The organism is Achromobacter pestifer (assembly GCF_013267355.1).
GTDB classification, from domain to species: Bacteria; Pseudomonadota; Gammaproteobacteria; order Burkholderiales; family Burkholderiaceae_B; genus Achromobacter; species Achromobacter pestifer_A.
On the sequence record NZ_CP053985.1, the window covers coordinates 306121 to 328142 of the forward strand.

23 protein-coding genes and 1 pseudogene are annotated in these 22022 nt (G+C 66.6%); 3 read left to right on the top strand and 21 right to left on the bottom strand.

The window, feature by feature from the left end:
• The first annotated feature begins 2 nt into the window (after positions 1–2).
• Complete coding sequence (locus tag FOC84_RS01845; RefSeq protein WP_054458582.1) at positions 3–461, top strand: CBS domain-containing protein; 459 nt, start codon at positions 3–5, stop codon at positions 459–461.
• A 34-nt stretch (positions 462–495) separates the two neighbouring features.
• On the opposite strand, the gene dusA is transcribed toward FOC84_RS01845, so the two are convergent.
• A complete protein-coding gene (gene dusA / locus FOC84_RS01850; protein WP_254242065.1) occupies positions 496–1476 on the bottom strand; it encodes a tRNA dihydrouridine(20/20a) synthase DusA in 981 nt (326 codons plus the stop codon).
• Positions 1477–1697: 221 nt separating this feature from the next.
• On the opposite strand from dusA, the gene FOC84_RS01855 reads away from it, so the two are divergent.
• Both FOC84_RS01855 and FOC84_RS33325 read left to right on the top strand, forming a co-directional pair.
• A complete protein-coding gene (locus FOC84_RS01855; RefSeq protein ID WP_173142932.1) occupies positions 1698–2666 on the top strand; it encodes a homoserine kinase in 969 nt (322 codons plus the stop codon).
• A 65-nt stretch (positions 2667–2731) separates the two neighbouring features.
• Positions 2732–3535, top strand: a complete 804-nt coding sequence (locus FOC84_RS33325) for a BPSS1780 family membrane protein (protein WP_254241888.1) — start codon at positions 2732–2734, stop codon at positions 3533–3535.
• A 6-nt stretch (positions 3536–3541) separates the two neighbouring features.
• Here the strand turns inward: FOC84_RS33325 and FOC84_RS33515 are convergent.
• From FOC84_RS33515 to FOC84_RS01955, 20 genes and pseudogenes are all read right to left on the bottom strand, one after another.
• Positions 3542–3778, bottom strand: a pseudogene (locus FOC84_RS33515) (DUF192 domain-containing protein); the annotation flags it as partial.
• Positions 3775–4647, bottom strand: coding sequence for a type II secretion system F family protein (locus FOC84_RS01865; protein WP_173142934.1), 873 nt, complete (start codon positions 4645–4647; stop codon positions 3775–3777). The pseudogene FOC84_RS33515 and the gene FOC84_RS01865, both read right to left, overlap by 4 nt.
• Positions 4648–4661: 14 nt before the next feature.
• Positions 4662–5507: a type II secretion system F family protein gene (locus tag FOC84_RS01870; protein ID WP_173142935.1), complete on the bottom strand. Its 846-nt coding sequence runs from the start codon at positions 5505–5507 to the stop codon at positions 4662–4664.
• Positions 5504–7198 (bottom strand): ATPase, T2SS/T4P/T4SS family, encoded by a 1695-nt coding sequence (locus tag FOC84_RS01875; RefSeq protein WP_173142936.1) that lies wholly within the window; start codon positions 7196–7198, stop codon positions 5504–5506. Before FOC84_RS01875 ends, FOC84_RS01870 begins: the two co-directional genes overlap by 4 nt.
• Entirely contained in the window at positions 7195–8565 is a 1371-nt protein-coding gene (locus FOC84_RS01880) for a type II and III secretion system protein family protein (protein ID WP_173142937.1), read from the bottom strand. The genes FOC84_RS01875 and FOC84_RS01880 overlap by 4 nt, the downstream gene beginning before the upstream one ends.
• Entirely contained in the window at positions 8562–9419 is an 858-nt protein-coding gene (gene cpaB, locus FOC84_RS01885) for a Flp pilus assembly protein CpaB (RefSeq protein WP_173142938.1), read from the bottom strand. Before cpaB ends, FOC84_RS01880 begins: the two co-directional genes overlap by 4 nt.
• Entirely contained in the window at positions 9416–10135 is a 720-nt protein-coding gene (locus FOC84_RS01890; protein ID WP_254241892.1) for a hypothetical protein, read from the bottom strand. The genes cpaB and FOC84_RS01890 overlap by 4 nt, the downstream gene beginning before the upstream one ends.
• A gap of 71 nt (positions 10136–10206) precedes the next feature.
• Positions 10207–10824, bottom strand: a complete 618-nt coding sequence (locus tag FOC84_RS01895) for a pilus assembly protein (protein WP_173142940.1) — start codon at positions 10822–10824, stop codon at positions 10207–10209.
• Positions 10821–12239 (bottom strand): pilus assembly protein TadG-related protein, encoded by a 1419-nt coding sequence (locus tag FOC84_RS01900; RefSeq protein ID WP_173142941.1) that lies wholly within the window; start codon positions 12237–12239, stop codon positions 10821–10823. The genes FOC84_RS01895 and FOC84_RS01900 overlap by 4 nt, the downstream gene beginning before the upstream one ends.
• The gene (locus FOC84_RS01905; RefSeq protein ID WP_088155995.1) at positions 12236–12502 is read right to left on the bottom strand and encodes a hypothetical protein; all 267 of its coding nucleotides are present in this window, start codon (positions 12500–12502) and stop codon (positions 12236–12238) included. The genes FOC84_RS01900 and FOC84_RS01905 overlap by 4 nt, the downstream gene beginning before the upstream one ends.
• 367 nt (positions 12503–12869) lie before the next feature.
• A complete protein-coding gene (locus FOC84_RS01910; RefSeq protein WP_173142942.1) occupies positions 12870–13718 on the bottom strand; it encodes a MaoC/PaaZ C-terminal domain-containing protein in 849 nt (282 codons plus the stop codon).
• A gap of 51 nt (positions 13719–13769) precedes the next feature.
• Positions 13770–14690, bottom strand: a complete 921-nt coding sequence (locus FOC84_RS01915; RefSeq protein WP_173142943.1) for an SDR family oxidoreductase — start codon at positions 14688–14690, stop codon at positions 13770–13772.
• A 62-nt stretch (positions 14691–14752) separates the two neighbouring features.
• Positions 14753–15778 (bottom strand): Bug family tripartite tricarboxylate transporter substrate binding protein, encoded by a 1026-nt coding sequence (locus FOC84_RS01920; protein WP_173142944.1) that lies wholly within the window; start codon positions 15776–15778, stop codon positions 14753–14755.
• A 41-nt stretch (positions 15779–15819) separates the two neighbouring features.
• On the bottom strand, positions 15820–16032 hold the full coding sequence (locus tag FOC84_RS01925) for an acetyl-CoA carboxylase biotin carboxyl carrier protein subunit (protein WP_173142945.1): 213 nt from the start codon (positions 16030–16032) through the stop codon (positions 15820–15822).
• The gene (locus FOC84_RS01930; protein ID WP_173142946.1) at positions 16029–17396 is read right to left on the bottom strand and encodes a biotin carboxylase N-terminal domain-containing protein; all 1368 of its coding nucleotides are present in this window, start codon (positions 17394–17396) and stop codon (positions 16029–16031) included. Before FOC84_RS01930 ends, FOC84_RS01925 begins: the two co-directional genes overlap by 4 nt.
• A 10-nt stretch (positions 17397–17406) precedes the next feature.
• Positions 17407–18951: an acyl-CoA carboxylase subunit beta gene (locus tag FOC84_RS01935; RefSeq protein WP_173142947.1), complete on the bottom strand. Its 1545-nt coding sequence runs from the start codon at positions 18949–18951 to the stop codon at positions 17407–17409.
• Between the two features lie 32 nt (positions 18952–18983).
• On the bottom strand, positions 18984–19652 hold the full coding sequence (locus FOC84_RS01940) for a 3-oxoacid CoA-transferase subunit B (protein WP_173142948.1): 669 nt from the start codon (positions 19650–19652) through the stop codon (positions 18984–18986).
• The gene (locus tag FOC84_RS01945; protein WP_173142949.1) at positions 19639–20328 is read right to left on the bottom strand and encodes a 3-oxoacid CoA-transferase subunit A; all 690 of its coding nucleotides are present in this window, start codon (positions 20326–20328) and stop codon (positions 19639–19641) included. The genes FOC84_RS01940 and FOC84_RS01945 overlap by 14 nt, the downstream gene beginning before the upstream one ends.
• Positions 20329–20387: 59 nt before the next feature.
• A complete protein-coding gene (locus FOC84_RS01950; protein ID WP_173142950.1) occupies positions 20388–21560 on the bottom strand; it encodes an acetyl-CoA acetyltransferase in 1173 nt (390 codons plus the stop codon).
• A complete protein-coding gene (locus FOC84_RS01955) occupies positions 21557–21958 on the bottom strand; it encodes a Zn-ribbon domain-containing OB-fold protein (protein ID WP_173142951.1) in 402 nt (133 codons plus the stop codon). Before FOC84_RS01955 ends, FOC84_RS01950 begins: the two co-directional genes overlap by 4 nt.
• Positions 21959–22022 lie beyond the last annotated feature (64 nt).

Sequence of the window (22022 nt, forward strand, 5' to 3'; positions counted from 1 at the left end):
CGATGTTGAAGGTCAGCGAGATTTTGCGCGTCAAGGGCGATACGCTCTATACGGCGTCGCCTGATATGCCTGTGTCCCAGGCCGTCCAAACAATGAGCGAGCAGGACATAGGCTCGCTGGTGATCATGGAGTTCGGGACGCTGACCGGCATGCTCACGTTCCGCGAGATCATCCGCCACATGCATGCGCATGGCGGCGCCGGCGACACCACCATCCGCTCGATCATGGACGACGCCCCGGTCAGCGTGTCGCCCAACACCAGCGCCGACGAAGTGCAACGCCTGATGCTCGAAAAGCACGCGCGCTACATCCCGGTCATGGACGGCCCCACCCTGATGGGCGTCATTTCGTTCTACGACATGGCCCAGGCCATCGTGGCGGCCCAGCAGTTCGAAAACAACATGCTGAAGGCCTACATCCGCGACTGGCCCACGGAAAGCGCCGAACCGGCCAAGTCCTGAGTCCACGGCCAGCCTCGGCTGGCCTCGCCACACCTCACACCCCAGCCGGCGCCGCTTCGATCGCGGCGCCGCGCATTTCCGGCGCATGCCGCTGGCTGCGCCAGGCGTCGTAGATCAGTTCAGGGTTGTTCGCGGCCAGCAGGGCCGGATCGGACAGCATGCGGCGCCAGCGGCGCGCACCGGACTGGCCATTCACCAGCCCCAACATGGGCCGTGTCATCACTCGCAAGGGCACCCCTCGCGCGACCTGCCGCCCCGCATATTCCATCATGGCGTCCACCACCTGCGCATCGCTGGGCAGCCGCAGCGACGGCCACAGTTGGAGGGAAACTTCGGACAGCACCCGCGGCGTGTGCCAGGCGGCCCGGCCCAGCATGACGCCATCGAAATCGCCCGCGGCGCACACGGACTGCTCGGCGTCCGCCAGACCGCCATTGAGCACGAAGGTGCAATCCGGGAAGTCGCGCTTCAATTGCCGCACCACGTCATAGCGCAGGGGCGGAATCTCGCGGTTGTCCTTGGGCGTCAGGCCCTTGAGCACCGCGTTGCGGGCATGGGCGATGAACACCCGGCAGCCCGTGTCGTAGATCTTGCCGACGAAGTCACGGACAAACTCATAGGATTCGTCGTAATCCAGGCCTAGCCGGTGCTTGACGGTCACCGGGATGTCCACGGCGTCCTGCATGGCCTTCATGCAATCGGCCACCAGGGCCGGCTCCGCCATCAGGCAAGCGCCGAACGCGCCCTTCTGCACCCGCTCCGACGGGCAACCGCAATTCAGGTTGATCTCGTCGTAACCCCACTTTTTGCCCAGGCGGGCCGAATGCGCCAGCGCGTCGGGCTCGCTGCCGCCAAGCTGCAGGGCCACGGGATGCTCGGCTTCGTCAAAGTCCAGGTGGCGCTCGACACTGCCGTGCAGCAACGCGCCGGTGGTGATCATTTCCGTGTACAAGCGTGCGCGCGGCGCCAGCAGCCGATGGAAAAAGCGGCAATGGCGGTCGGTCACATCTATCATCGGGGCGACGCACAGCCGCCAGTCGGGGGAGTCCAAGAATCACTCTACAAAACAAGGGGATGCGGTATTTTACGGTGCTTGGCGGCTTTGTGTCCGCCCGCCCGCTCCGGCCGCTGTACCGAACGGCGGCCAGGTCTGCCCGCCATGTGGTCTAAAATTGCGCCGCCGCAGCCGAAACAGGCATGCCCGCGCGCCCGTCAACCCCTAGATTCCGCACATCAATGGCCGTATTCACCCCTGTCTCCGAAGACGACGCTCGCGCCCTATTGGCGCATTTCGATCTGGGCGAGTTTGTCTCGCTTCGGGGGATTACGGCGGGTATCGAGAATACCAACTACTTCCTGTACACGACCCGCGACGAATACGTGCTGACGCTGTTCGAGGTGCTGACGCAGGCCCAGTTGCCGTTCTATATCGAGCTGATGTACCACCTGGCCGAGCGCGGCATTCCCGTGCCCCGGCCCCAGACCCTGCGTGACGGCACCCGCCTGACTACCCTGCACGGCAAGCCCTGCGCCATCGTTTCGCGCCTGCCCGGAGGTTACGAACCCGCACCGGGCGTGGCGCATTGCGCCCTGGCCGGCGCCACTCTGGCCCGCGCCCACTTGGCGGCGCACGACTTCCCGCTGCACCAGCCCAATCTGCGCGGGCTGTCCTGGTGGCTGGAAACGGCTCCCAAGGTCATGCCCTTCCTGGAGCCGGCCCAGGCCCAGCTGCTGTCGTCGGAACTGGCCGACCAACAGGCTGCCGCCGCGACACCGGCCTGGCTGGCGCTGCAGGCCGGCCCGGCCCACTGCGACCTGTTCCGGGACAACGTCCTGTTCGCCGGCACCTTCGAGGATCCGCTCATGGGCGGCATCATCGACTTCTACTTCGCCGGCTGCGACACCTGGCTGTTCGACGTGGCGGTAAGCGTCAATGACTGGTGCATCGAGCGTGAGACGGGCGAGTTCGTGCCTGAACTGGTCGATTCCTGGCTGGCTGCCTACGCGGCCGTGCGCCCCTTCACTGACGCCGAACGCGAGGTCTGGCCGCAGATGTTGCGCGCCGCCGCGCTGCGCTTCTGGATATCGCGCCTGTACGACTTTTTCCTGCCCCGGCCGGCGCAAACCCTCAAACCGCACGACCCCCGGCATTTCGAAAGAGTGTTGCAAGCGCGCCACCGCCCGGGCCTGCCAATATTGCCGTAACCGTTGCTCCCCCCATAATGGGGATAGCGCGTCCCCTTTTGAGAGATCACCCCCTTTAAATAGCCATGCAAGCAGCATTCCTACCCGCGTCATCCGGCTGGCAATGGGTCCGAGACGGCTTCCGTCTGTTCCGCAAGCAACCACTGGCCATGTTCACCTGGGCCATGGCCATCAGCCTCCTGGTCATCTTCGCCACCGCGACGCCACCGGTCGGACCCATACTGGTGGTGGCGCTGATGCCCATCATCACGCTGATGACACTATCGGCGTGCAAGCATGTCGAAGCCGACCGCGTCATGCTGCCCTCGATGTGGGCCAAGCCGCTCAAGCAGCCCGGCGTGTTCAGGAAGCTGTTCCTGATGGGGCTGCTGTACGCCGCGCTGTGCATCGCTTGCGGCCTGATCATCTTCCTGCCATTCACCGACGCAATGGTCGAAGGCATGCGCATCGCCTCCGTGGAAAAATCCATGGAGCCCATCCTGTCCGCCATGGCCGTTCCGCTGACCTTGTTCGCGATCGTGTACGTCGTGATCGCGGCGCTGTTCTGGCACGCCCCCGTGCTGGTCGCCTGGCATGGGCTGCGGCTGGTCCAGGCGCTGTTTTTCTCCGGCATCGCCTGCTGGCGCAACAAGCTGCCTTTCCTGGTCTACGGCGCCACCTGGATCCTGGTGTTTCTCTTCATCGATCTCTGCGCCGGCCTCCTGGTCGCCATCGGCCTGTCGCCGCAGCTCGCCGGCACACTGCAGATTCCCTTCAATATCGCCGCGGGCGGCGTGCTGTACTGCAGCTTCTATCCTGCCTATACCTCCGTGTTCGGTATCGAGAACGCCGGCGCGCATCTCGACGACGGCAACGGCGCCCAGGCATAGCGCCACGCGGCAGGGCGCCAGCGCCCTGCGCACCGCGATCACCCGCCCCCGCCGCGATATGAACGCCACGTCGATGGCATAACGCATCCCAAAGGTATGCACCGCGGCACAAGGCATCAACAGGATGCCGGACCGCGGTCCGGGCGGCTTGCGTCCCAGCAAGCCCCGCGCGCGGCCGCAGAGGCTGGCGACCTTGAGTAGCCTGATCCTGTCCTGCGGCGGCGCTGGCTGGCCGCTCTTCATTGCACGCTCTGCAGCAATTGCACCATCACCGGAAAGGCCAGCACGATGAACGTGCAGGGAAAGATGCAGCCGATCAGCGGCAGCAGCATCTTCACGGGAGCCTGCATTGCCTGTTGTTCCGCCCGCAAGTGGCGATCGCTGCGGCTTTGCGCGGCCTGCGCGCGCAGCACGGGCCCCAGGCTGATCCCGAGCGCCTCGGCCTGCGCCAAGGCTGCGGCCCAGTTGCGCGCAAGCGGACTGTTGCTGCGCTCCGCCAGGGCCTTGATCGCCGCGGTCCTCGAGACGCCCGCGCGCATCTCCGCCAATGCATCGGCGAGCGCGTCGCGCAACACGCCGGGCGGCCCGCTTTGCGCCGCCATCTGCAAGGCCCCGTGCACGCTCAGCCCCGCCTCCACGCATAAGGTCATCATGTCGAACACGAAGGGCAGGTCGCGTTCGATGCTGCGCCGCCGCTTGGTGCTCAAACTGCGCAGCCAGAGTCCTGGCGCGACGCCGGCCGTCAGGGCAGACCCTAGCGTCCAAGGGATCCATCCCCAGGGCTGCGCCTGCGCCAGCACGATGGCCGCCGTCGCCGTCAGCCCGCCGGCGGCCACCGCCGCGCTCCAGCACAGCGCCGCCACATGCGCGTAGCTGATGCCCGCAGGAAGTGCCGCCCGCTCGATCGCGCGAGTCAGCCGGATGCGCCAACGCCAGGTACACAATGGTCCCGCCAAGGGCGCCACCGCCGAAATCCAGGGCCAGGCCGCCCGCCACCACCACGGCAAGGCGGACGACGCGCCCTGACGGTCCAGCAGCAAGGGCTTCAAGACCACCCACGCCAGCCACCCCGCGGCCAGTGCAGCCATCGACAGACTCAAGTACAGCCACATCGCGCCCGCTCCCCTCAGATATCGATCCGGATGATGCGCCGGATCAGCAGCATGCCCACGGTTTCCAGTACCGCCACGATGGCCAGCACGCCCCAACCCACGGGCGTATGCCACAACAACCCCATGATGTCCGGCTCCAGGCGATCCAGCACGGCAAGCAGCAGGAGAGGCAATGCCCCTACGATCCATGCCTGCAATCGCCCCTGTGAGGTCAGCGCCAGCAGCTTCGCCTGCAACTGCAGCCGGGCGCGCAGGGTTTGTGCGATGCTCTCCAGCGCCTCTGCCAGATTGCCGCCCGTCTGCGCCGCGATACGCATGGCCGCCACGACGAGCGCGGTCGAATCGGCCGGCATGCGGTCGCGCAGGTTCTCAAGCGCGGCATCCCAGGGCACTCCCATGCGCTGCTCGCGCAGCATCAAGCCGAACTCCTGGGCCAAGGGCGCGCCGCTCTGCTCGACAACATGGCGCAGGCCGGTCGTCAATGCCACGCCCGCTCGCAGGGCGGAGGCAAGCATCAACAGCGCCATCGGCAATTGCTGCTCAAACCGCCTGGCGCGTCGGCGCCGCAGCGCGTTCACAAGCGCCCGAGGCAAGCGCGAAGCGAACGCCGCAGCCAAGGCGGCGACGAGGCCGCTGCCCGTTGCGGCAAAAGCCAGTCCTGCCGCCATCGAGGCGCAAGCCACGGCGCCTGCCCACAACTGGGCCGGGTCTATGAACAGGAACACCTCGCTCAGGCGCAGGCCCGCCTCCTGGGTGTAGACCTCGCGGTAGCGGCGCAGCGCCGGCGCAAACCAGCTCTGGGCGCGCCACGCCAGCAGCAGCACGGAGATCATGGCGGCCCCCGCCGCCAGCCAGATCATGGCGTTCCTTGCGAAAAAACGGCAATTCCCGGTCCCGCCTTCTCTGTGTTGGAGAACCAGGCGGGATCGATGGCCTCCCCGGCCTGTGACCCCTCGCGCGCGAAGCCGGGCAAGGCGCCACAGCCCGTAAAGCCCCGGACGCGGTCGTATCGGAAAAGATCCTGGAGCTGTATGCGCCCGCTTTCCATGCCTGCGATCTCCGCGATCGATGTCACCACGCGCCGCCCGTCAGCCAGCCTGGCTTGCTGCACCACGATGTCCACGCTGGCCGCGATGTGTTCGCGCACGGCCGCCAGAGGAAGGTCGAGGCCAGCCATCAGGATCATCGATTCCAGGCGCCCCAATGCATCGCGAGGCGAGTTGGCGTGCAGTGTCGTCAGGGATCCCTCGTGGCCGGTGTTCATGGCGGTCAGCATGTCGAACGCCTCCGGCCCACGGCACTCGCCCACCACGATCCGGTCTGGCCGCATGCGCAGCGCGTTGCGCACGAGTTCGCGGATGTCGATGCGCCCGCGCCCCTCCTGGTTGGCGGGCCGCGCCTCCAGCGCCACCAGATGATCGTGGTTCAGGCGCAGTTCCGCCGCGTCTTCGATGGTGACCACGCGTTCGCCATCGGGAATCTCGTTGGACAGGATGTTGAGCAACGTCGTCTTGCCGGCCCCGGTGCCTCCGGATACCACCAGGTTCCTGCGCACCCTCACGCAGAGCGCCAGGAATTGCGCCATGGCGCCGCTCAGCGAACCGGCCGCGATCAGATCGGACATTCCGGGCCGACGCAGCGGAAACTTGCGTATGGTCAGGCTCGCCCCCCTCAGGGCCACCGGTGGAATGATGGCGTGCACCCGGGATCCGTCAGCCAGGCGGGCATCCACCATTGGGGAGCTTTCGTCAATGCGCCGCCCCAAAGGCGTGACGATGCGCTCGATGGCCCAGCGCAGCGATTGCTCGCTGGTGAAGGCCGCCTGATGGCGCGACAAGCGGCCGGCACGCTCGACGTAGATCTCGTCATGGCGGTTGACCATGATCTCCGTGATGTCCGCGGCGGCGAGCAAGGGTTCCAGAGGTCCCAGGCCAACCGCTTCGTCCAGCACCTCGCGGCAAAGCGCGGCCCGATCAGCGCCCGGAGGCAAGTCGGCGTCGGTAGCGACGATGTGCGTCAGCAGCCGCTCGGCCTCGGCTCGCAGCATGACGTCGCTCATGCCCGCCACGTCACGGCGGCGCAGATCCAGCGCCGCCAGCAGCGCTGCATGCAGGCGCCGGCGGTCCTGCAACTGATGTTGCGGCGAGCGTAACGGTAACGGCGTCGGCGGCGCGGGTAGCATCGGCGGTTCCTGCGCTGCTGCGCTATCGCTGGCAACGCCGTCAGACGCCCGGTCGTCCGATCGTCCGGCCTGCTCGGGAATGAACGCCAGCGACACCCGCAGTCGACAAGGCCCGATCAGTATTTCGTCGTCAGGCAGTACTGGCGCGTGGCGCACGATCCTCTCGCCGTTCACCAGGGTTCCCCCCAGCGTGCCCAGGTCTTCGAGAACGATCCCTGATTCCTCCCGCGACAGCCGCGCATGCTGACGCCCCACCCGCCAATTCACGATGCGCAGCCCGCAATGGGCCCCGCGCCCGATGAGTACGGGAGGGGCTATCGTCGATCGGTGCACGGTGGCGTCCTCGAACATCATTTCTATGTCGATCATGGCCTCGCTTCCGGTAGAAAAATCGGGGCATCGCCTTGTGGCGCCCCCCACTGCGAACCCGCGCCCGAGTAGGCATCCCATCCTGCCGCGGCAGGCACGGCGGTTCCAAGGCGCGGCGGCACGGGAAAAGCCGCCTCCAGCACGCCCCGCCCCCGCCGCACACGGTCCGCCATGGCAGGCTCGGCCTGCGTAATGAGCTTGGGCGTCACGAATATGGCGAGTTCGGTTTCCCGCAACTGATAGCGCCGCGAAGAAAACAAGGCGCCCAGAACCGGAATGTCCTTCAGCCATGGCAGGCCATCGGTTTCTTCGTCCCGCTCGCGCGACAGGAAGCCACCGATGACCAGCGTATCGCCGGACCGCACGTTGAACTCGGTGGATGCGCGGCGCGTGCGCAACGCCGGCCCGCCGGGCACGCTCAGCGCGTTGTCCACCGAACTCGCCTCTACCTCGATCAGGGATCGGATGACTCCGTTGCGGTCGATGCGAGGGGTAATCCTGAGCATGACGCCGTAGGGCTTGAACAAGGTGGTCGAATTGCCGCGCGTATCGGTCGATGAGTAAGGGACCTCTCCACCGGCCAGGAAGGTGGCGCTGGCGCCGCTGCGCGCAAGCAATTGCGGTTGGGCCAGCATGACGGCCTCGCCGCTTTGAGCCAGCATCGCGATGCGGGACGACAACAGGGCGTTGACGCCGAAGTAGCCGGCCGCCGATGAGGCCGGGCCCACCGTTTCTATGATCCCTTCTCCCGGGCGGCTCATGCGCCCCCGTGACCCTGCGTCCCAGGCCAGACCAGCATTGATGCCCCCCTGGGACAGCCCGTCCCAGCGCACGCCCAGATCTCTCAGCCTTGAGGTGGGGATCTCCACGACCTGCACGTCCAGCTGCACCATGCGGTCCCAGCCCACTTGCCCGGTAAAGTCCAGCACGGCGGGATAGCGGTCCGCCAGCGCGGTGATGCGCAAACGGTCATCGTCGGAAAGGTCGTCGCCCTCGATCAGGATGCGGCCGCCCACCTCCGTACTGCGCGCACCGGGGATGCGGGCAAGCAAGGCCTCGACTTCCGCCCGCAGGCGCGGCGCCCCGGCCGGCACGACCCTCAGTTCATAGGCCTTGGCACGGCCGCCATTCGCCCAGACATGCATGGACGACACGCCCTCGGCGCGGGCGAACACCACGACCTCGCGCCCTTCGGTCTCGATGGCGCCGATTACCTGGCCATTGCCTATCGCCACGCGCTTGACTCCAGGGTGCGACAGGATCCGCGTTTCGCCCACCTGAAGTTCGATCACTTCGTCCTGCGGCCTCGCTGCCGGGCTGAACAGGCAGAGCGCCAGGGCAAACAGGCTGACGACGGCATGCTTCATGGCCGTTCCTTCTTGAATTCGGTCTCCCGGACTGCCGCTGCCAGATCCGGCGCGCCCTCGCCCATCCTGGACTCCAGCCGATCGCCGTACAGGATGGTCACGCCGGACGCGGTTGACGGCCCCGAGTCCAACCCTATCAACGAAGCAAGGTCGCCTTGGGCTGCGCCGCTGACGACTGCGGCATCGTCGCGATGACGCAGCATGGCGGTCAGCGCCCCGCTCTGCCGCGCCGCCACGAATCGCATCGCCTCATCGGGCGTGGCAGCCAAGGTGATGTTGCCACCCTTGCCTACGCCGTCGGCTTCGCCCCCTACCATCAGCACGCGCATGCCTTGCAGAAGAGGTACCGTCAGTTCTCGCTGGCGATGGGCAAAACTCACGTAGATATCAATGGCATCGCCCACGCGCAGCACATCCGCCAGGCCGCCCAGGTCCGCCGCCGCCACCGTCAACGCGCGTTGCCCCCTATGCAGGCGGGACGCCAAGGCCGGAACCGGCGCAGTGAACGTCAGATGCCCCCGAAGCAAAGGTTCACCATTGGCGACATCGGCCAGCAAGGTGGCGCCTAGCAGGCTGGAAAGATCCAGGGGGTCGATGCTGGCCCGCGAAGCCCATGGCTGCGGGATCTCGCGCACGGCGAGATGCACCTCTTCGAGCTGCGTGCCGGCAGGCAGGTCATACGCCGCGACCAGCCGGCTGACCATGGGCGTTCGCGCCTCGGCCTCCAGCGCCTGGACCCGCTGCTGCACATGCTCTCGCACCGCCCACGCGGACACAAGGCCCGCAATCAGCGCGATGGCATACACGCCCGTTCTGCGCAGGCGCTGCAAGACATGGGTAAGCCAGTTCATCATGGCGTTCTGCCGCTGACCAGAAGCCCGCTGCCGCCTTCCAGCGGCACCAGCGACAACCGCATGCGCGCGCCCGGGCGGACCCACCAAGGTGCCGATTCCTCGGATGCCGGCATGCGGCGCCAGCCATGCTGGGACAAACGCTCCTCCAACAGCGGAGCCAACTGCCCGGGCGGCAAAGCGTATTGCCAGATGCTCTCGGAAACCCGCACGCCGTCCTCCATCACCGCTATGTCCAGCCTCAGACGCGCGCCGAGCGGGAGCCAGGCAGGCGACGGGCTGTCCGGCGCAGCCAGGAGGCTGACCGCCGAAACGCTGCCAGCGGTTCGGCGTGCGCCCAGTCCTTCCATTTGGACGACCCATCGCTCCTGCCCCACCTGGCCGGACAGAATGGCCTGGCCGGACAACACATTGAGGTCGGCCAGCGCAGGCTGCTGGGCGGACAGATGGCGGATCAGTTCGGGCGTGGTGAGCGGCGTGTCAAATATCAGCACCCGCGCCGGGATTCCATGCAGCCAGATGCTCTCCGCCAGCAGGCCGCGCTGCGAACCTGCAGGAAAACGCAAGGCCTCCAGCGCGGTGACGCCGGGCGTGGTCCTGCCGGTTGTCCCCGCTTTCCCGCCCTCGGTCGCGAGATCCTGTCCGGCGGCGACGTTGCGCCAGCCCACGGCCGCCACAGCCAGAGCGCCAGCCAGCAAGAGGCGCAGGGTCCGTGCCATGGCGAGCGTCCGCCAACCGCGCCCCCACGGCGCAGCCAGACCGGCAGAAGTTGCCGACAAGCACAGTCCGGTCATTTTCCCGCTCCCTTGCGGCTGGCGAGCCGGTCCGCGGGTACCACATCCGCCCATTCGGACAGCCAGTCCAGCGACAGGCCAGGCCTGCGCCATGGCCCGTCCAGGCGATCGATGACAGGCTTCAAGCGCCGAGCCTCAGCCAGCGAGGCGCTTTCCGCCTTGCGCCAGGACGTAGGCGCCCGGGCGATGCGGCGCTGCGTATCGGCATCGCCGTGCGCATATCCGGCGCCGCTTGCCACCTGCGTTCGGCGGGTGATGTGCAGCCAAGCCGCATTGTCCCGGTCATGGCGGACGGTGCTTGCGGTCGCTGACAGCAGCCTCAGGTCCACGCCGAACCATTCGTCCTGCAAGGCAGAGACCCGCGCCGGCGCGATACCGGGCAGCGGCGCGGTCTTGCCCGACAGCGCCATGCCCCGAGGCGCGTGCTGGTTCTGCATGGGTTGCCCCAACGCGCCAGCCATGGCGGCTTTGCGGCTGGCCTGTGCCATTTCCAGCGCCGTGAACTGCAATCCGCCTATCCAGGACCCCGCCCAAAGCAGCAGGGCGAGCAGCGGCAGCATCAGCAACGCTTCGATCAGGGCCTGCCCTCGCTGCCAGGTGCGTATCCGGTTCATGGCGCCCGCCTTGCCTGCGCGGCCTCGCCGGCCGTAATGGCGGACAAGCGCGCTTGCCAGTAAGGACGGAACAGCGTGGCAAGCTCATCCCGGCCATCGGCACGGCGTTCCGGCCGAGCAAAGTAGGTCTCTGCCGCCGAGGTCACCGTGACAGCATCCTCCGGACCCAGGGCGGCATAGCGGAATCGCCCCACGGGCGCCCGGACCGCGCTGTCCGCATCCGTGGTTTTCAAGGAAGAACCGGCAAGCCGGACGGCCACCGCGAAGCGCAGGGGCTCGCCGCTGCGCGGCAAGGCGATGTCGCGATAGGCCGGCAGGCCCCGGCCCGGCCAGCGCTGGGCGGCAGCCATGGCGTACGAATTGGCCATGGGATTGCTGATGTCCTTGAGCAGATCCCAATTCGTCGACAGCTCCACCCAGCGCCAGAAATCCTGGTCGGAAAAATCGAGAGGCGGCTCATCGACGTACTCAAGACCTTCGGGAGCCTTGATCTTCTGGCCCTGCGCCGTGCCCCAGCCCATGGCGTATTCGCGAAAGTAGCAGCCCCGCCAGCGGTTGAAGCGCAGCGCATGATATGACTGGGTATCGAGTGCGCCCCAGCGTCCGTCCGGCCCCAACCACGTGTAGCCGCGGCGCCGCAGCTCATGGCGATGCAAGGGGCATAACGGGTGGACCATCCAAGGATTGCGGCGCGTGGCGTTGCGGCGGTTGAGAAAACCATAGCGTTGCGCCGCCTGCTCGACCGCGGGCCGCAGGCCGGCCTGCCGCGTGGCCAGCTGGCGCCCCACGTAGCCCGGCCAGCCATCGGTCAGCAGCCGCAGGCTCGCGCCGCGGCCAGGCGCGGCATCGGCGCCGGACGCAGGGGCGCCGTCCGACAGATTGGCGGACAACACCTTGTTCATGATGCGCTCGCGCGAGGCCGCCAGACCGGCGACAGCGGACGCCGCGCTTGCTTCCAGGACCTGGTGGACCACTCGGTCGTGCTCGCCAAACGCCGATGCGAGCCTCTGTTCGGCATCGGGCACGGCCCGCGCCGTTTGATAGGCGGCCCCCACATCAGGGCCAAACAGCATGGCGATCAGGCCGGCGGGCGGATTGCCACGGTTGCGCTGTGCCTGCATGGCGCGGGCATACTGCGCGGACGCAGCCAGCGTGACCAGATGCGCCATGGCGACCTGATGCGCGATCTGTGTCCGGTTGATGTAGGCCAGGGCATTGAGCGCGCGGGCTTGTTCCAGCGCTCCGCTATACGCCGCCGCGTCCGCGGCATGCGTCAGCCGTTGGCGCGCACCCACGGTCTGCCCCAGGTTGTACAGGAAGACCAGGGAGATGCCCCCCGCCGCCGCCATCAGCAGACCCAGGACCAGCGCCTGGCCCCGCTGTTGGACCAGCGATGCGCAAACACGCGTAGTCACTTCGCGTCCGTGGCGTTGCCGGTGAAGGATTTGAGCGTACGAGCCTTGGTCTGGGCCGCCGCTTTCTGCGCTGCCTGTTGCGCCGCGCGGCTCTGTGCGCCGCCGTCCTCGCCGGCGAGTTCGCGCGCCATGGCGGCGGTCTGCGACCGCACCACCTGGCCGAAGTACTGATACACCGCAATGGCGGCCACCGCGACCAAGGCCACGACCACGATGTATTCGGTCATGCCCTGTCCCAACTGACGCTTCCGTAACCCTGACATATCCGTTCTCCGGCACTGTGAAGACAGGCGTCAGTGTCGGCGTCCGGCCCCGGCGTCGCCATTCGCGGATGCCGAGGCGGCTAAAGTGGTCACGGGTCCGTTGACAGCTCACGGACTGCAGCGGCCGCCGCGCAAGCGGCACGAATCTTGTAACCCTTTAATATTCAAGGGTTTTCCCTATTGCCGGGCGTATGACTCAGCAGTAGATTTGAGTTGCCGGGCTGTCTGACACCCATCGCGTGCGAAGCCGGGCAGGAGCGCCTCAGACTCACCTTGAGCTGGGGCGCTCTTCCATTTTGCAACGCGCAAATGCGCGCCGCCCTCAAGGATGCGGCCCGGCCCGCCATGCCCCGCAGCCATCCCCGCCCTAAGCGACCCGCAGCATCCCGTTGTCGATGACGGCCGCGTCGCGTTCCACGGCCTTCGCCCGGAAGGACCCGTCCCGCCAGATGTCCACACTCAGCGTCTCGCCGGGATACATCGGCCCCGAAAAACGCAGCGACACGGCACGCACCGTCCCCTGCGCCGCAGGCTGCAAGCATCGGGCGACGGCGTGCGACACCATGCCGAACGTGCACAGGCCATGCAGTATGGGCCGAGGAAATCCCGCGGCCTGGGCAACCTCGGGATCGCTGTGCAGCGGGTTGTAGTCGCCATTGAGCCGATACACCAACGCCTGCTCCCGCCGGGTGCGCGCCAACACGGTCCAGTCCGGCGGGCTGTCCGGCATGGCGTGCGCCGGGCGCGCCTGCTTGCCGGCATTCGCCATGCCGCCATCGCCCCTGAGCACATGGGTCGCGGAAGTCCGCGCGATGAGCCGTCCCGTGGCGGCATCCATCAACGTTTTCTCGGAATACAGCAACAGTCCCTTTTCGCCCTTGTCCACCGCCTCGACGACGCGGGTCTTGCCTATCAGTTCGCCCGCGGTAGGAATGGGGTGGAAGAGTTCCATCCCCTGTTCGCCATGCAGCAGCCGCACCGTATCGGCCCCGATATCGGGCGCGTTCAGCCAGAAGCCCGGATAGCCCAGGACCACGGCCATGTAGGGCAGCACAAGCGGATCGTGCTGCCTGCCCACGTAGGCCAGGTCGGACGCGTCGAGGGGATCCTGTCCCAGGCCCACCGATAGCGCGTACAACATGGCGTCTCGCGCCGTACAGCGTTGCCTGATCTCAGGCAATTCATAGTTCAACAGTTGCTCATAGCTCAAGCGCATGGCGCTCCTCCGCTTTGCCTCGACGACACATCCATGACCCGGGCCCGCGGGTCAGATCGGATCCCAGCTCATCACGTCGGGCGAGCGCTCCAGGGGATAGAAGTGCTTCCGCATCGCCGGAATGGCGACCTCGGCGATGCGCTGCGGTGTCCAGCCTTCGCTGAAATGGACGGAGCGCAAGGGACGCGGCTGGCTCATCAGCATGATTTCATTGGCACGCACCGCGAATATCTGGCCGCTGACTTCGCGCGCGGCATCGCTGAGCAAATACACGGCCATCGGCGCTATCTTGCCCGCCTCCATCTTCTTGAGCTTTTCCACGCGGTCGCGCTGCTGCGGCGTATCGGTGGGGATGGAGCTGGTCATGCGGCTCCAGGCCGACGGAGCGATGCAGTTGGAGCGCACCCCATACCGCCCCATGTCCAGCGCGATCATCTTGGACAAGGCCACGATGCCCAGCTTGGCCGCCCCGTAATTGGCCTGGCCATAGTTGCCGATCAGCCCGGAGGTCGAGGTCATGTGCACCATCGCGCCGCCCTCCTGTTCGCGGAAGTGCGTGGCCGCGGCCCGGCTGACGAAGAAGGTGCCATCCAGATGCACCGCGATGACCGCGCGCCATTCTTCCTCGCTCATCTTGTGGAACGAGCGGTCGCGCAGGTTGCCCGCGTTGTTGACCACGCCATCGATGCGTCCGAACTGGTCCATGGCGCACTGGACGATGGCGTTGGCGGACGCGTGCGTCGCAACCGAATCGAAATTGGCGACGGCCACGCCACCCGCGGCGCGGATCTCGGCCACGACGGCGTCCGCGGGCGCCACTGCGGTGGACAGATCGTCGCCATTGAGCGCAACCCCGATGTCGTTGACCACGACCTTGGCGCCCTCGGCCGCCAACTGCAACGCCACCTCGCGACCGATGCCGCCGCCCGCCCCGGTCACCACAACCACCTTGCCTTCCATCATGCGTTCCATGCCTGTGTCTCCTCAAAACGGGCCGGCCGGCTTCGTCCGACGGGCCCGGTGCTGTCGATTGCCTACTCGGTCGTCACGTTGGCGCGGCGCACCACCTCGGCCCACTTCCTGCCTTCGCTGCCGATGAAGGCGGCGAACTCCGCGGGCGTGTCGGGATTGGGCACCGCTCCCTGGTCCCGGATCTGTTTTTGCATGTCGGGCGTCTGAATGATGGCGACCACCTGCTTGTTGATCTCCGCCACGATGTTTTCTGGCGTCCTGGCGGGAGCCCACAGGCCGAACCACGACACGACCTCGTAGCCGGGCACGCCGGCTTCCGCCACGGTGGGCACGTCGGGCAGTTGGTCGCTGCGCTGGGCCGAAGTCACCGCCAGCACCTTCAGCCGGCCCGCCTTGATGTGCGGCAGCGCCGAGGGCAGGTTGTCGAAAATCATCGAGATCTGGCCGCCCAGCAGGTCCGTCACCGCCGGCGTGCTGCCCTTGTAGGGCACATGCACCATGTCGACCCCGGTCATCATCTTGAACGTCTCGCCGGACATGTGCAGCGTGCTGCCATGTCCGGAAGAGCCGAAGGTGAGTTTCCCCGGATGAGCCTTGCCATAGGCGATCAGCTCCTTCACGGTGTCGTATGGCGCGTTCTTGGGCACCACCAGGGCGTTGGGCACCATGGCGGTACGCGTGATCGGCGCGAAGTCCTTGATCGCGTCGTAGGGCATGGATTTGTACAAGCTGGGATTGATGGCGTGCGTGCCTATCGTGCCCATCACCAGCGTGTAGCCATCCGGCGCGGCGCGAGCCACCTGCGCGGTGCCGATGTTGCCGCCCGCGCCGGGCTTGTTCTCGACCACCACGGACACGCCCCAGCGCTCGCTCAGGCGTTGGCCTATCACGCGCGCCAGGATGTCGGTGGTGCCGCCCGCCGAGAACGGCACGTTTATCGTCACCGGCTTGTTGGGAAAGCCCTGCGCCGTCTGCGCGCCCGCCGCGCCTGCGCCCAGCAGGACTGCCCATCCCAGCAATGCCAGGACCTTCAGGGGACGCTTGCGCGCAGAAGCTGCGGGCGCGTCTTTTTTGATTGTCTTGAACATAGTCTCCTCGCTTTTTTATCCAGGTTCAGAGGCGGTGCGCCTCAATCCAGCACAGCAAGATCCTGCCCTTCCTCCACTTCATCACCGACCGCCACCAGCACCTTGGCGATACGGCCTGCTGCCTCGCTTTCAACGGGGATCTCCATCTTCATGGACTCGACCTTGAACGCCTCGTCGCCCGCCTGAATCCGTGCACCCTCTTCCACGCAACACGCGACCACTCGGCCCGCCACGTTGGAGACGATTTTTTTCATGCCAGCTCCTTTACCGACTCTGTTGAAATCACTTCCTGCAAGCCGTCGACGGTCATCACGCCGGCCTGGAACCGCTCCGACGCGAGCACCTGAAGAATCATCGGAATGTTGCTCTTGATGCCCTCTATCCGCATGCCACCCAGCGCGCCGCTCAACTCGCGGATCGCGGCAGCACGATCGGCCGCATGCGCGATGACCTTCGCCACCATGGGGTCGTAGTGGCTGGAAATTCGGTTGCCCTGAGCGTAGCCCGTCTCTATCCGCAGGCCGGGACGCGGCTGCGGCAGCTCGAACGTCTTCAGCACACCCGGCGAAGGCAGGAAGCGCACGGGATCCTCGGCATACACGCGCGCCTCGATCGCATGCCCCGCCACGGCGGGCTGCCCGCTGATCACCGAGGACAGCTTTTCGCCCGCGGCCAGGCGGATCTGCGCCTGCACGATGTCCACGCCGGTGACCGCTTCCGAGATGGCGTGCTCGACCTGCAGGCGCGTGTTGACCTCGAGGAACGAAAAGCCGCTGTCCGGCGTGTACAGCATCTCGACCGTGCCGATGACGTCGTAGCCGATCTCTCCCAGGATCGCCGACAGCCGCTCGGCCATGCCGGCCACCGCCTGGCGGTCGATGGCCGGCGCCGGCGCTTCCTCGATCACCTTCTGGTATCTGCGCTGGGTGGAGCAATCCCGTTCGAACAGGGACAGGACATTGCCAAACCTGTCCGCCAGGAACTGGAATTCGATATGCCGTGGCGACGGCACGAATCGCTCCAGGTACAGGGCGGGATTGGCAAACGCCTTTTCGGCCATGCCGCTGGCGCGTTCCCAGCAACCGGACAGCGATTGGGGATCATGGACGGGGATCATGCCTATGCCCCCGCCGCCGCCCGCAGGCTTGATCAACACCGGATACCCGAGCGCCTGGGCCGCCTGGCGTACCGTCGCCATGTCATCCCGGGGCAGGATGCCCGTGCTGCCGCCTGCCTGCAGGCCATGCCGTTGCATCAACTCGCGCGCGCTGGCCTTGTTGCCCAGCACGTCGATCCATTTGGACGAAGGTCCGATGAAGCAATGCCCCGCCTCTTCGACTCTGCGCGCGAACTGCGCGTTCTCGGACAGGAATCCGTAACCCGGATGCAGCGCGTCGGCGCCGCAACGCGCCATGACCTCGAGCAACAGGTCCTGGTTGAGATAGCTGGCCCGCGCCGGCGCCGGCCCGATGCAGAAACTCTCATCGGCCTGGCCCACGTACGGCAGGTCGGCATCGGCCTCGGAGTACACCGCCACGGACCGCAGGCCCAGCGCCTGCGCGGCGCGCAGGATACGCGCGGCGGCGGCGCCCCGGTTGGCAATCAGGATCTTCTTCATCTGCATCCCCTCAGGGCCGGTAACCGGTGGCCACCACGCCGGGCTGGCGCAGCGGCGCGGCCAGATTGGCGAACTCGACCAAGCGCGCACGCGTGCAGGCCGGATCGATGATGTCCTCGATAACGAAGGCCTCCGCGCTGCGGAAAGGGGACGTCAGGGCGCGCACTCTTTCCTCGATCTCCGCGCGCTTGGCTTCGGGGTCGGAGGCCGCCTCGATCTCGGACCGGTACGCCACCTCCAGACCGCCCTCGATCGGCAGCGAGCCCCATTGCGCCGATGGCCAGGCATAGCGGAAATTGAAACGGCTGGAATTCTGATGGCCGCCCGCGGCCACGCCGAAAGCCCGCCGCATGATCAGCGAGAACCACGGCACCGTCGACTGCGCGACCGCCGTCAGCGCCCTCACGCCGGCGCGCATCACGCCGTCCTTCTCGGCTTCCAGGCCGATCTGGAAACCCGCGATGTCGACCAAGTTCACCACTGGCAGGTGGAAGGTTTCGGCCAGGTCGACCAGGCGGGTGAATTTCTCGGCGGTGTGCCGGTCCCAGCCGCCGCCATAGTGGTAGGGATTGCTGGCGACGAACAGCACGGGCCAGCCATCCACCCGGGCCAGTCCGCCCACGATCGCCTTGCCCCAATGCCGGCCGATTTCGAACACGCTGCCCGGATCGAACAAGGTGTCCAGTATCGGCCGGATCTTGTAGACCTTGCGCGTGTCCTTCGGAATGGCCGTGCGCAGCCAATCCTGATCAGCCGCCGCGGCCGGAACCTCGCCCCTGGGCGCAAGCTCGTGCACGGACGCAGGCAGATACGACAGGAAGCGCCTGACCGCGGCGAAGGCCTCGTCCTCGGAATCCACCTCGTCGTCCACCACGCCATTGCGCGTGTGGATGGCACTGCCGCCGAGCTCGTTCTTGCTCAGATTCTGGCCTATCTTGGCCACCACCGGGGGCCCCGCGATGAACAGCTGCGACGTGTTCTTGACCATGACGCAGTAGTGGCTACCCGCCACGCGCGCCGCTCCTTGGCCCGCCACCGATCCGAGGGCCAGCGACACCACAGGCACCTGGGCCAGATTGCGCGCCACATAGGCCCAGATCTTCATCTTCGGCAGCAGCGCATGGCCCATCTTTTCGATGTTCTTGACCGAGCCCCCTCCGCCCGTGCCGTCGATCAGGCGCACCAGCGGAAGGCGCAGGTCGAACGCCATCTGTTCAGCGTAAATCATCTTGTCGCCCACGGCGCCATCGTTGGCGCCGCCGCGCACGGTGAAGTCGTCGCCCACGACCACGACGGGTTTGCTGTCCAGCGCCGCGCGCCCCATGATCACGTTCGAGGGCATCACATGGACCAGGCGGCCCTGTTCGTCATACTCGCCGCTGCCGGCCAGCCCTCCCACCTCGACGAACGAACCGCCATCGACCAGCCGTTCGATCCGCTGGCGGATGTCCAGCTTGCCCGCGTCATGCTGACGCTTCACCTTCTCCACGCCCCCCATGCGCAGGGAAAATTCCTTGCGGCGTGCCAGTTCGTCCAACTCCTGCGTCCAGCTCATTACTTCCTCCCTTGACGGCGCCGACCTGAAATTCAGGGCGCCAGTTCGATCCACGCATCGTCCAGTTTCAAGTCCACTGCGGTCCGCGCCTGCAGCGCCGCGAAATCCAGACCCCGCACCATCGCCCGCACCTGCATTCCGTCCGGTGTGATGTCCATGATTGCCAGGTCGCTATAGATGCGATCGACCACGGCCTTGCCGGTAAGGGGATAGGAGCATTCAGGCACGATCTTCGGCCGGCCGTCGCGGTCCACGTGCTGCATCATCACGAAGATGCGCTTCGCGCCCGCCACCAAGTCCATGGCCCCGCCCACGGCCGGGATCGAGTCTGCGCGCCCCGTGTCCCAATTGGCCAGATCGCCCTCGGCCGATACCTGGAAGGCGCCCAGCACGGTGAGGTCGATATGGCCGCCGCGCATCATCGAAAAGGACACTACGTGGTCGGTGATCGAGGCCCCGATGTCCAGCGCGACGGGCTCCTTGCTGGCATTGAGCAGATCCCTGTCGACCGCGGCGCCCGGCGGCAGGCCCTTCATGCCCAGGATGCCGTTTTCGCTGTGCAGCACCACGCCGCGCTCGGGCTTCAGATAGTCGGCCACCGAGGTGGGCATGCCTATGCCCAGATTGACGTAGGAGGCGGGCGGAATGTCGTCTGCGACGAGCTGCGCCATGCGCGCGCGGGACAGGCTATTGATGCTCATTGGGGCACTCGACGATGCGTTGAACGAAGATTCCGGGCGTCATGACCTGCTCCGGCGCCAACGCCCCCAGAGGCACCACCTGGTCGACCTGAGCCACCGTCAATCGCGCGGCCATGCACATCACGGGTCCGAAATTGCGGCTGGCGTAGCGATAGGTCAGGTTTCCCACGCTATCTCCGTACCGGGCCTTCACGAAAGCCACATCGCCTGGCAGCGGCTCTTCCAGCACATAACCTCGGCCATTGATGGAGCGTGTTTCCTTGCCTTGCGCCAACCGCGTTCCATAGGCCGTGGGCGTAAAGAACGGCCCCATGCCCGCGCCGGCGGCGCGCAGGCGTTCTGCCAGCGTGCCTTGCGGCACGACCTCCAGTTCTATCCTGCCCGCCGCATACCATTCGCCGAACGCGGCGGCATTGGGCTTCTTGGGATTCGAGGAGCGTGCGAAGGAGCAAATCACTTTGCGCACCCTGCCCGCGCGGATCAGCTGGCTCAGACCCGGCTCGCCATTGCCCGCATTGTTGTTGACGACGGTCAGTTCCCGCGCCCCCGTCTCCAGCAAGGCCTGCAGCAATTCCGTCGGTACCCCGGACGCGCCGAACCCGCCTATCATCAACGTAGCGCCATCCGCCACGCCGGCCACGGCCTCCTCCAGGGAAGGCACGATCTTGTTCAACATTGCATACCCCATGGCGGTGGACGCGGTTGTCGCGCCTGCACCGCAGTCTTGTTGGACGGTTAGAGCACCGGCTGCGCGCTGAGGATCGCGGTCGACTGGCTGGACAAGGTGCCGCCGTTGCCGTGCACCAGGGCCAGATTCGGATCCTTCAACTGACGCGCGCCGCACTCGCCGCGCAACTGCCTGACGGCCTCCACCATGAGGAACACGCCGTACATGCCCGGATGCACGCAGGACAGGCCGCCGCCATTGGTATTGACCGCCAGCCGCCCGCCCGGCGCGATCGCGCCGTCGTCCACGAACGCGCCGCCCTCGCCCTTCCGGCAGAAGCCCAGGTCTTCCAGAAACAGGATGGTGTTGATGGTGAAGGCGTCGTACAGCATGGCCAGATCCATGTCCTTCGCGGATACGCCGGCCATCTCGTAGCAGCGCTTGCCCGATTCAAGCGCCGCGGTCACCGTCAGGTCGTGCATGGACGAAACCTGCCGGTTCCACACCGCGGTCGCGTTGCCCAGGACGTACACCGGCGGCTTGGCGCAATCGCGGGCCCGGTCCGCGCGCGTCAGCACGAAGGCGCCGGCGCCGTCGCTGACCATGCAGCAGTCGCGCACCGTAAAGGGCTCGCAGACCGGACGCGCCGCCTCGACGTCCGCCAGCGACAGCGGTTCGCGCATGGTGGCTTCCGGATTCAATTGCGCCCATTTCCGCGCGGCCACGGCCACTTCCGACAATTGCTTGCGCGTGGTGCCGTACTGATGCATGTGGCGGCTCGCGGCCAAGGCGTAGGCCGCCGCCGGCAAGGGCGGGTCATAAGGTGTTTCGTAGGGCTGCGGGTCGATCGATTTCCGCACGCGCGTCAGATCGGCGCGGTTGAATTTGGCGGTGCGCTGGGTGCTGCCGTAGCAGACCAGGACCGCATTGCATTGCCCGGACGACAGCGCGTGCATCGCCGGCAGCAGATGCGCCACGTAACTGGAGCCGCCTATCATGGTGCTGTCCAGAAAGGTTGGGCGTATGCCTAGATACTCGACGACCGACATCGCCCACATGGGTGACAGGGAACTGCAGGTCGTGATGCCGTCTATGTCCTTGAGGCTCAGGCCGGCGTCCGCGATCGCGGCCATCGCGGCCTGCGCCAGCACTTCCTGCTCGCTAAAGCCGCGCGCCTGTCCCAGCCCGGCCTGCCCCACGCCGACCACGGCAGTCTTGCCTCTCAAGTCGCGCAGCGTCATAGCCCAGCTCCCGAAGGCACGAAGACCACTTGCGCGGCCTCGCCGTCGCCGACGATCCTGGCGCTGACGCGCATGCCGATCCGCACCTGCGCCGGCGCGATCTGCGCGACGCGACTCATCATCCGCGCGCCTTCCTGCAGGTCCACGAGACAGACGTTGTAATCGCCGCCCTGCTCCGCGTTGCGATACACGGTGGTGCTGGCGTACACCACGCCCTCGCCCGTGGGGCTGAACCAATCCAATGCCGCGCCGCCGCAATGGGGACATACGCAGCGCGGATAAAACACCGCCTGGCTGCAATCGGCGCAGCGTTGGATCTGAAACCGGCCCGCCGCCAGGCCATCCAGATAAATCTGCTCGGGTCCGCCCGCTGCCTTCGCACTGCTCTGGATCTCCACCCATGCCTCCTGTCGTGTCGTCTTCTGAACCTGCCAACGTTGCGGCTCAGTGTAGGGACAGGCA

Excerpts from the sequence above, each read along its gene's own strand:
- FOC84_RS01845 (WP_054458582.1), top strand. The coding sequence starts at position 3 with ATGTTGAAGGTCAGCGAGATTTTGCGCGTCAAGGGCGATACGCTCTAT.
- FOC84_RS01940 (WP_173142948.1), bottom strand. The coding sequence starts at position 19,652 with ATGAGCATCAATAGCCTGTCCCGCGCGCGCATGGCGCAGCTCGTCGCA.
- FOC84_RS01895 (WP_173142940.1), bottom strand. The coding sequence starts at position 10,824 with ATGAACCGGATACGCACCTGGCAGCGAGGGCAGGCCCTGATCGAAGCG.
- FOC84_RS01875 (WP_173142936.1), bottom strand. The coding sequence starts at position 7,198 with ATGATCGACATAGAAATGATGTTCGAGGACGCCACCGTGCACCGATCG.
- FOC84_RS01935 (WP_173142947.1), bottom strand. The coding sequence starts at position 18,951 with ATGAGCTGGACGCAGGAGTTGGACGAACTGGCACGCCGCAAGGAATTT.
- FOC84_RS01865 (WP_173142934.1), bottom strand. The coding sequence starts at position 4,647 with ATGTGGCTGTACTTGAGTCTGTCGATGGCTGCACTGGCCGCGGGGTGG.
- FOC84_RS01950 (WP_173142950.1), bottom strand. The coding sequence starts at position 21,560 with ATGACGCTGCGCGACTTGAGAGGCAAGACTGCCGTGGTCGGCGTGGGG.
- FOC84_RS01890 (WP_254241892.1), bottom strand. The coding sequence starts at position 10,135 with ATGGCACGGACCCTGCGCCTCTTGCTGGCTGGCGCTCTGGCTGTGGCG.
- cpaB (WP_173142938.1), bottom strand. The coding sequence starts at position 9,419 with ATGATGAACTGGCTTACCCATGTCTTGCAGCGCCTGCGCAGAACGGGC.
- FOC84_RS01910 (WP_173142942.1), bottom strand. The coding sequence starts at position 13,718 with ATGCGCTTGAGCTATGAGCAACTGTTGAACTATGAATTGCCTGAGATC.
- FOC84_RS33325 (WP_254241888.1), top strand. The coding sequence starts at position 2,732 with ATGCAAGCAGCATTCCTACCCGCGTCATCCGGCTGGCAATGGGTCCGA.
- FOC84_RS01915 (WP_173142943.1), bottom strand. The coding sequence starts at position 14,690 with ATGGAACGCATGATGGAAGGCAAGGTGGTTGTGGTGACCGGGGCGGGC.
- FOC84_RS01880 (WP_173142937.1), bottom strand. The coding sequence starts at position 8,565 with ATGAAGCATGCCGTCGTCAGCCTGTTTGCCCTGGCGCTCTGCCTGTTC.
- FOC84_RS01870 (WP_173142935.1), bottom strand. The coding sequence starts at position 5,507 with ATGATCTGGCTGGCGGCGGGGGCCGCCATGATCTCCGTGCTGCTGCTG.
- FOC84_RS01925 (WP_173142945.1), bottom strand. The coding sequence starts at position 16,032 with ATGAAAAAAATCGTCTCCAACGTGGCGGGCCGAGTGGTCGCGTGTTGC.
- FOC84_RS01945 (WP_173142949.1), bottom strand. The coding sequence starts at position 20,328 with ATGTTGAACAAGATCGTGCCTTCCCTGGAGGAGGCCGTGGCCGGCGTG.
- FOC84_RS01855 (WP_173142932.1), top strand. The coding sequence starts at position 1,698 with ATGGCCGTATTCACCCCTGTCTCCGAAGACGACGCTCGCGCCCTATTG.
- FOC84_RS01905 (WP_088155995.1), bottom strand. The coding sequence starts at position 12,502 with ATGTCAGGGTTACGGAAGCGTCAGTTGGGACAGGGCATGACCGAATAC.
- dusA (WP_254242065.1), bottom strand. The coding sequence starts at position 1,476 with ATGATAGATGTGACCGACCGCCATTGCCGCTTTTTCCATCGGCTGCTG.
- FOC84_RS01930 (WP_173142946.1), bottom strand. The coding sequence starts at position 17,396 with ATGAAGAAGATCCTGATTGCCAACCGGGGCGCCGCCGCCGCGCGTATC.
- FOC84_RS01920 (WP_173142944.1), bottom strand. The coding sequence starts at position 15,778 with ATGTTCAAGACAATCAAAAAAGACGCGCCCGCAGCTTCTGCGCGCAAG.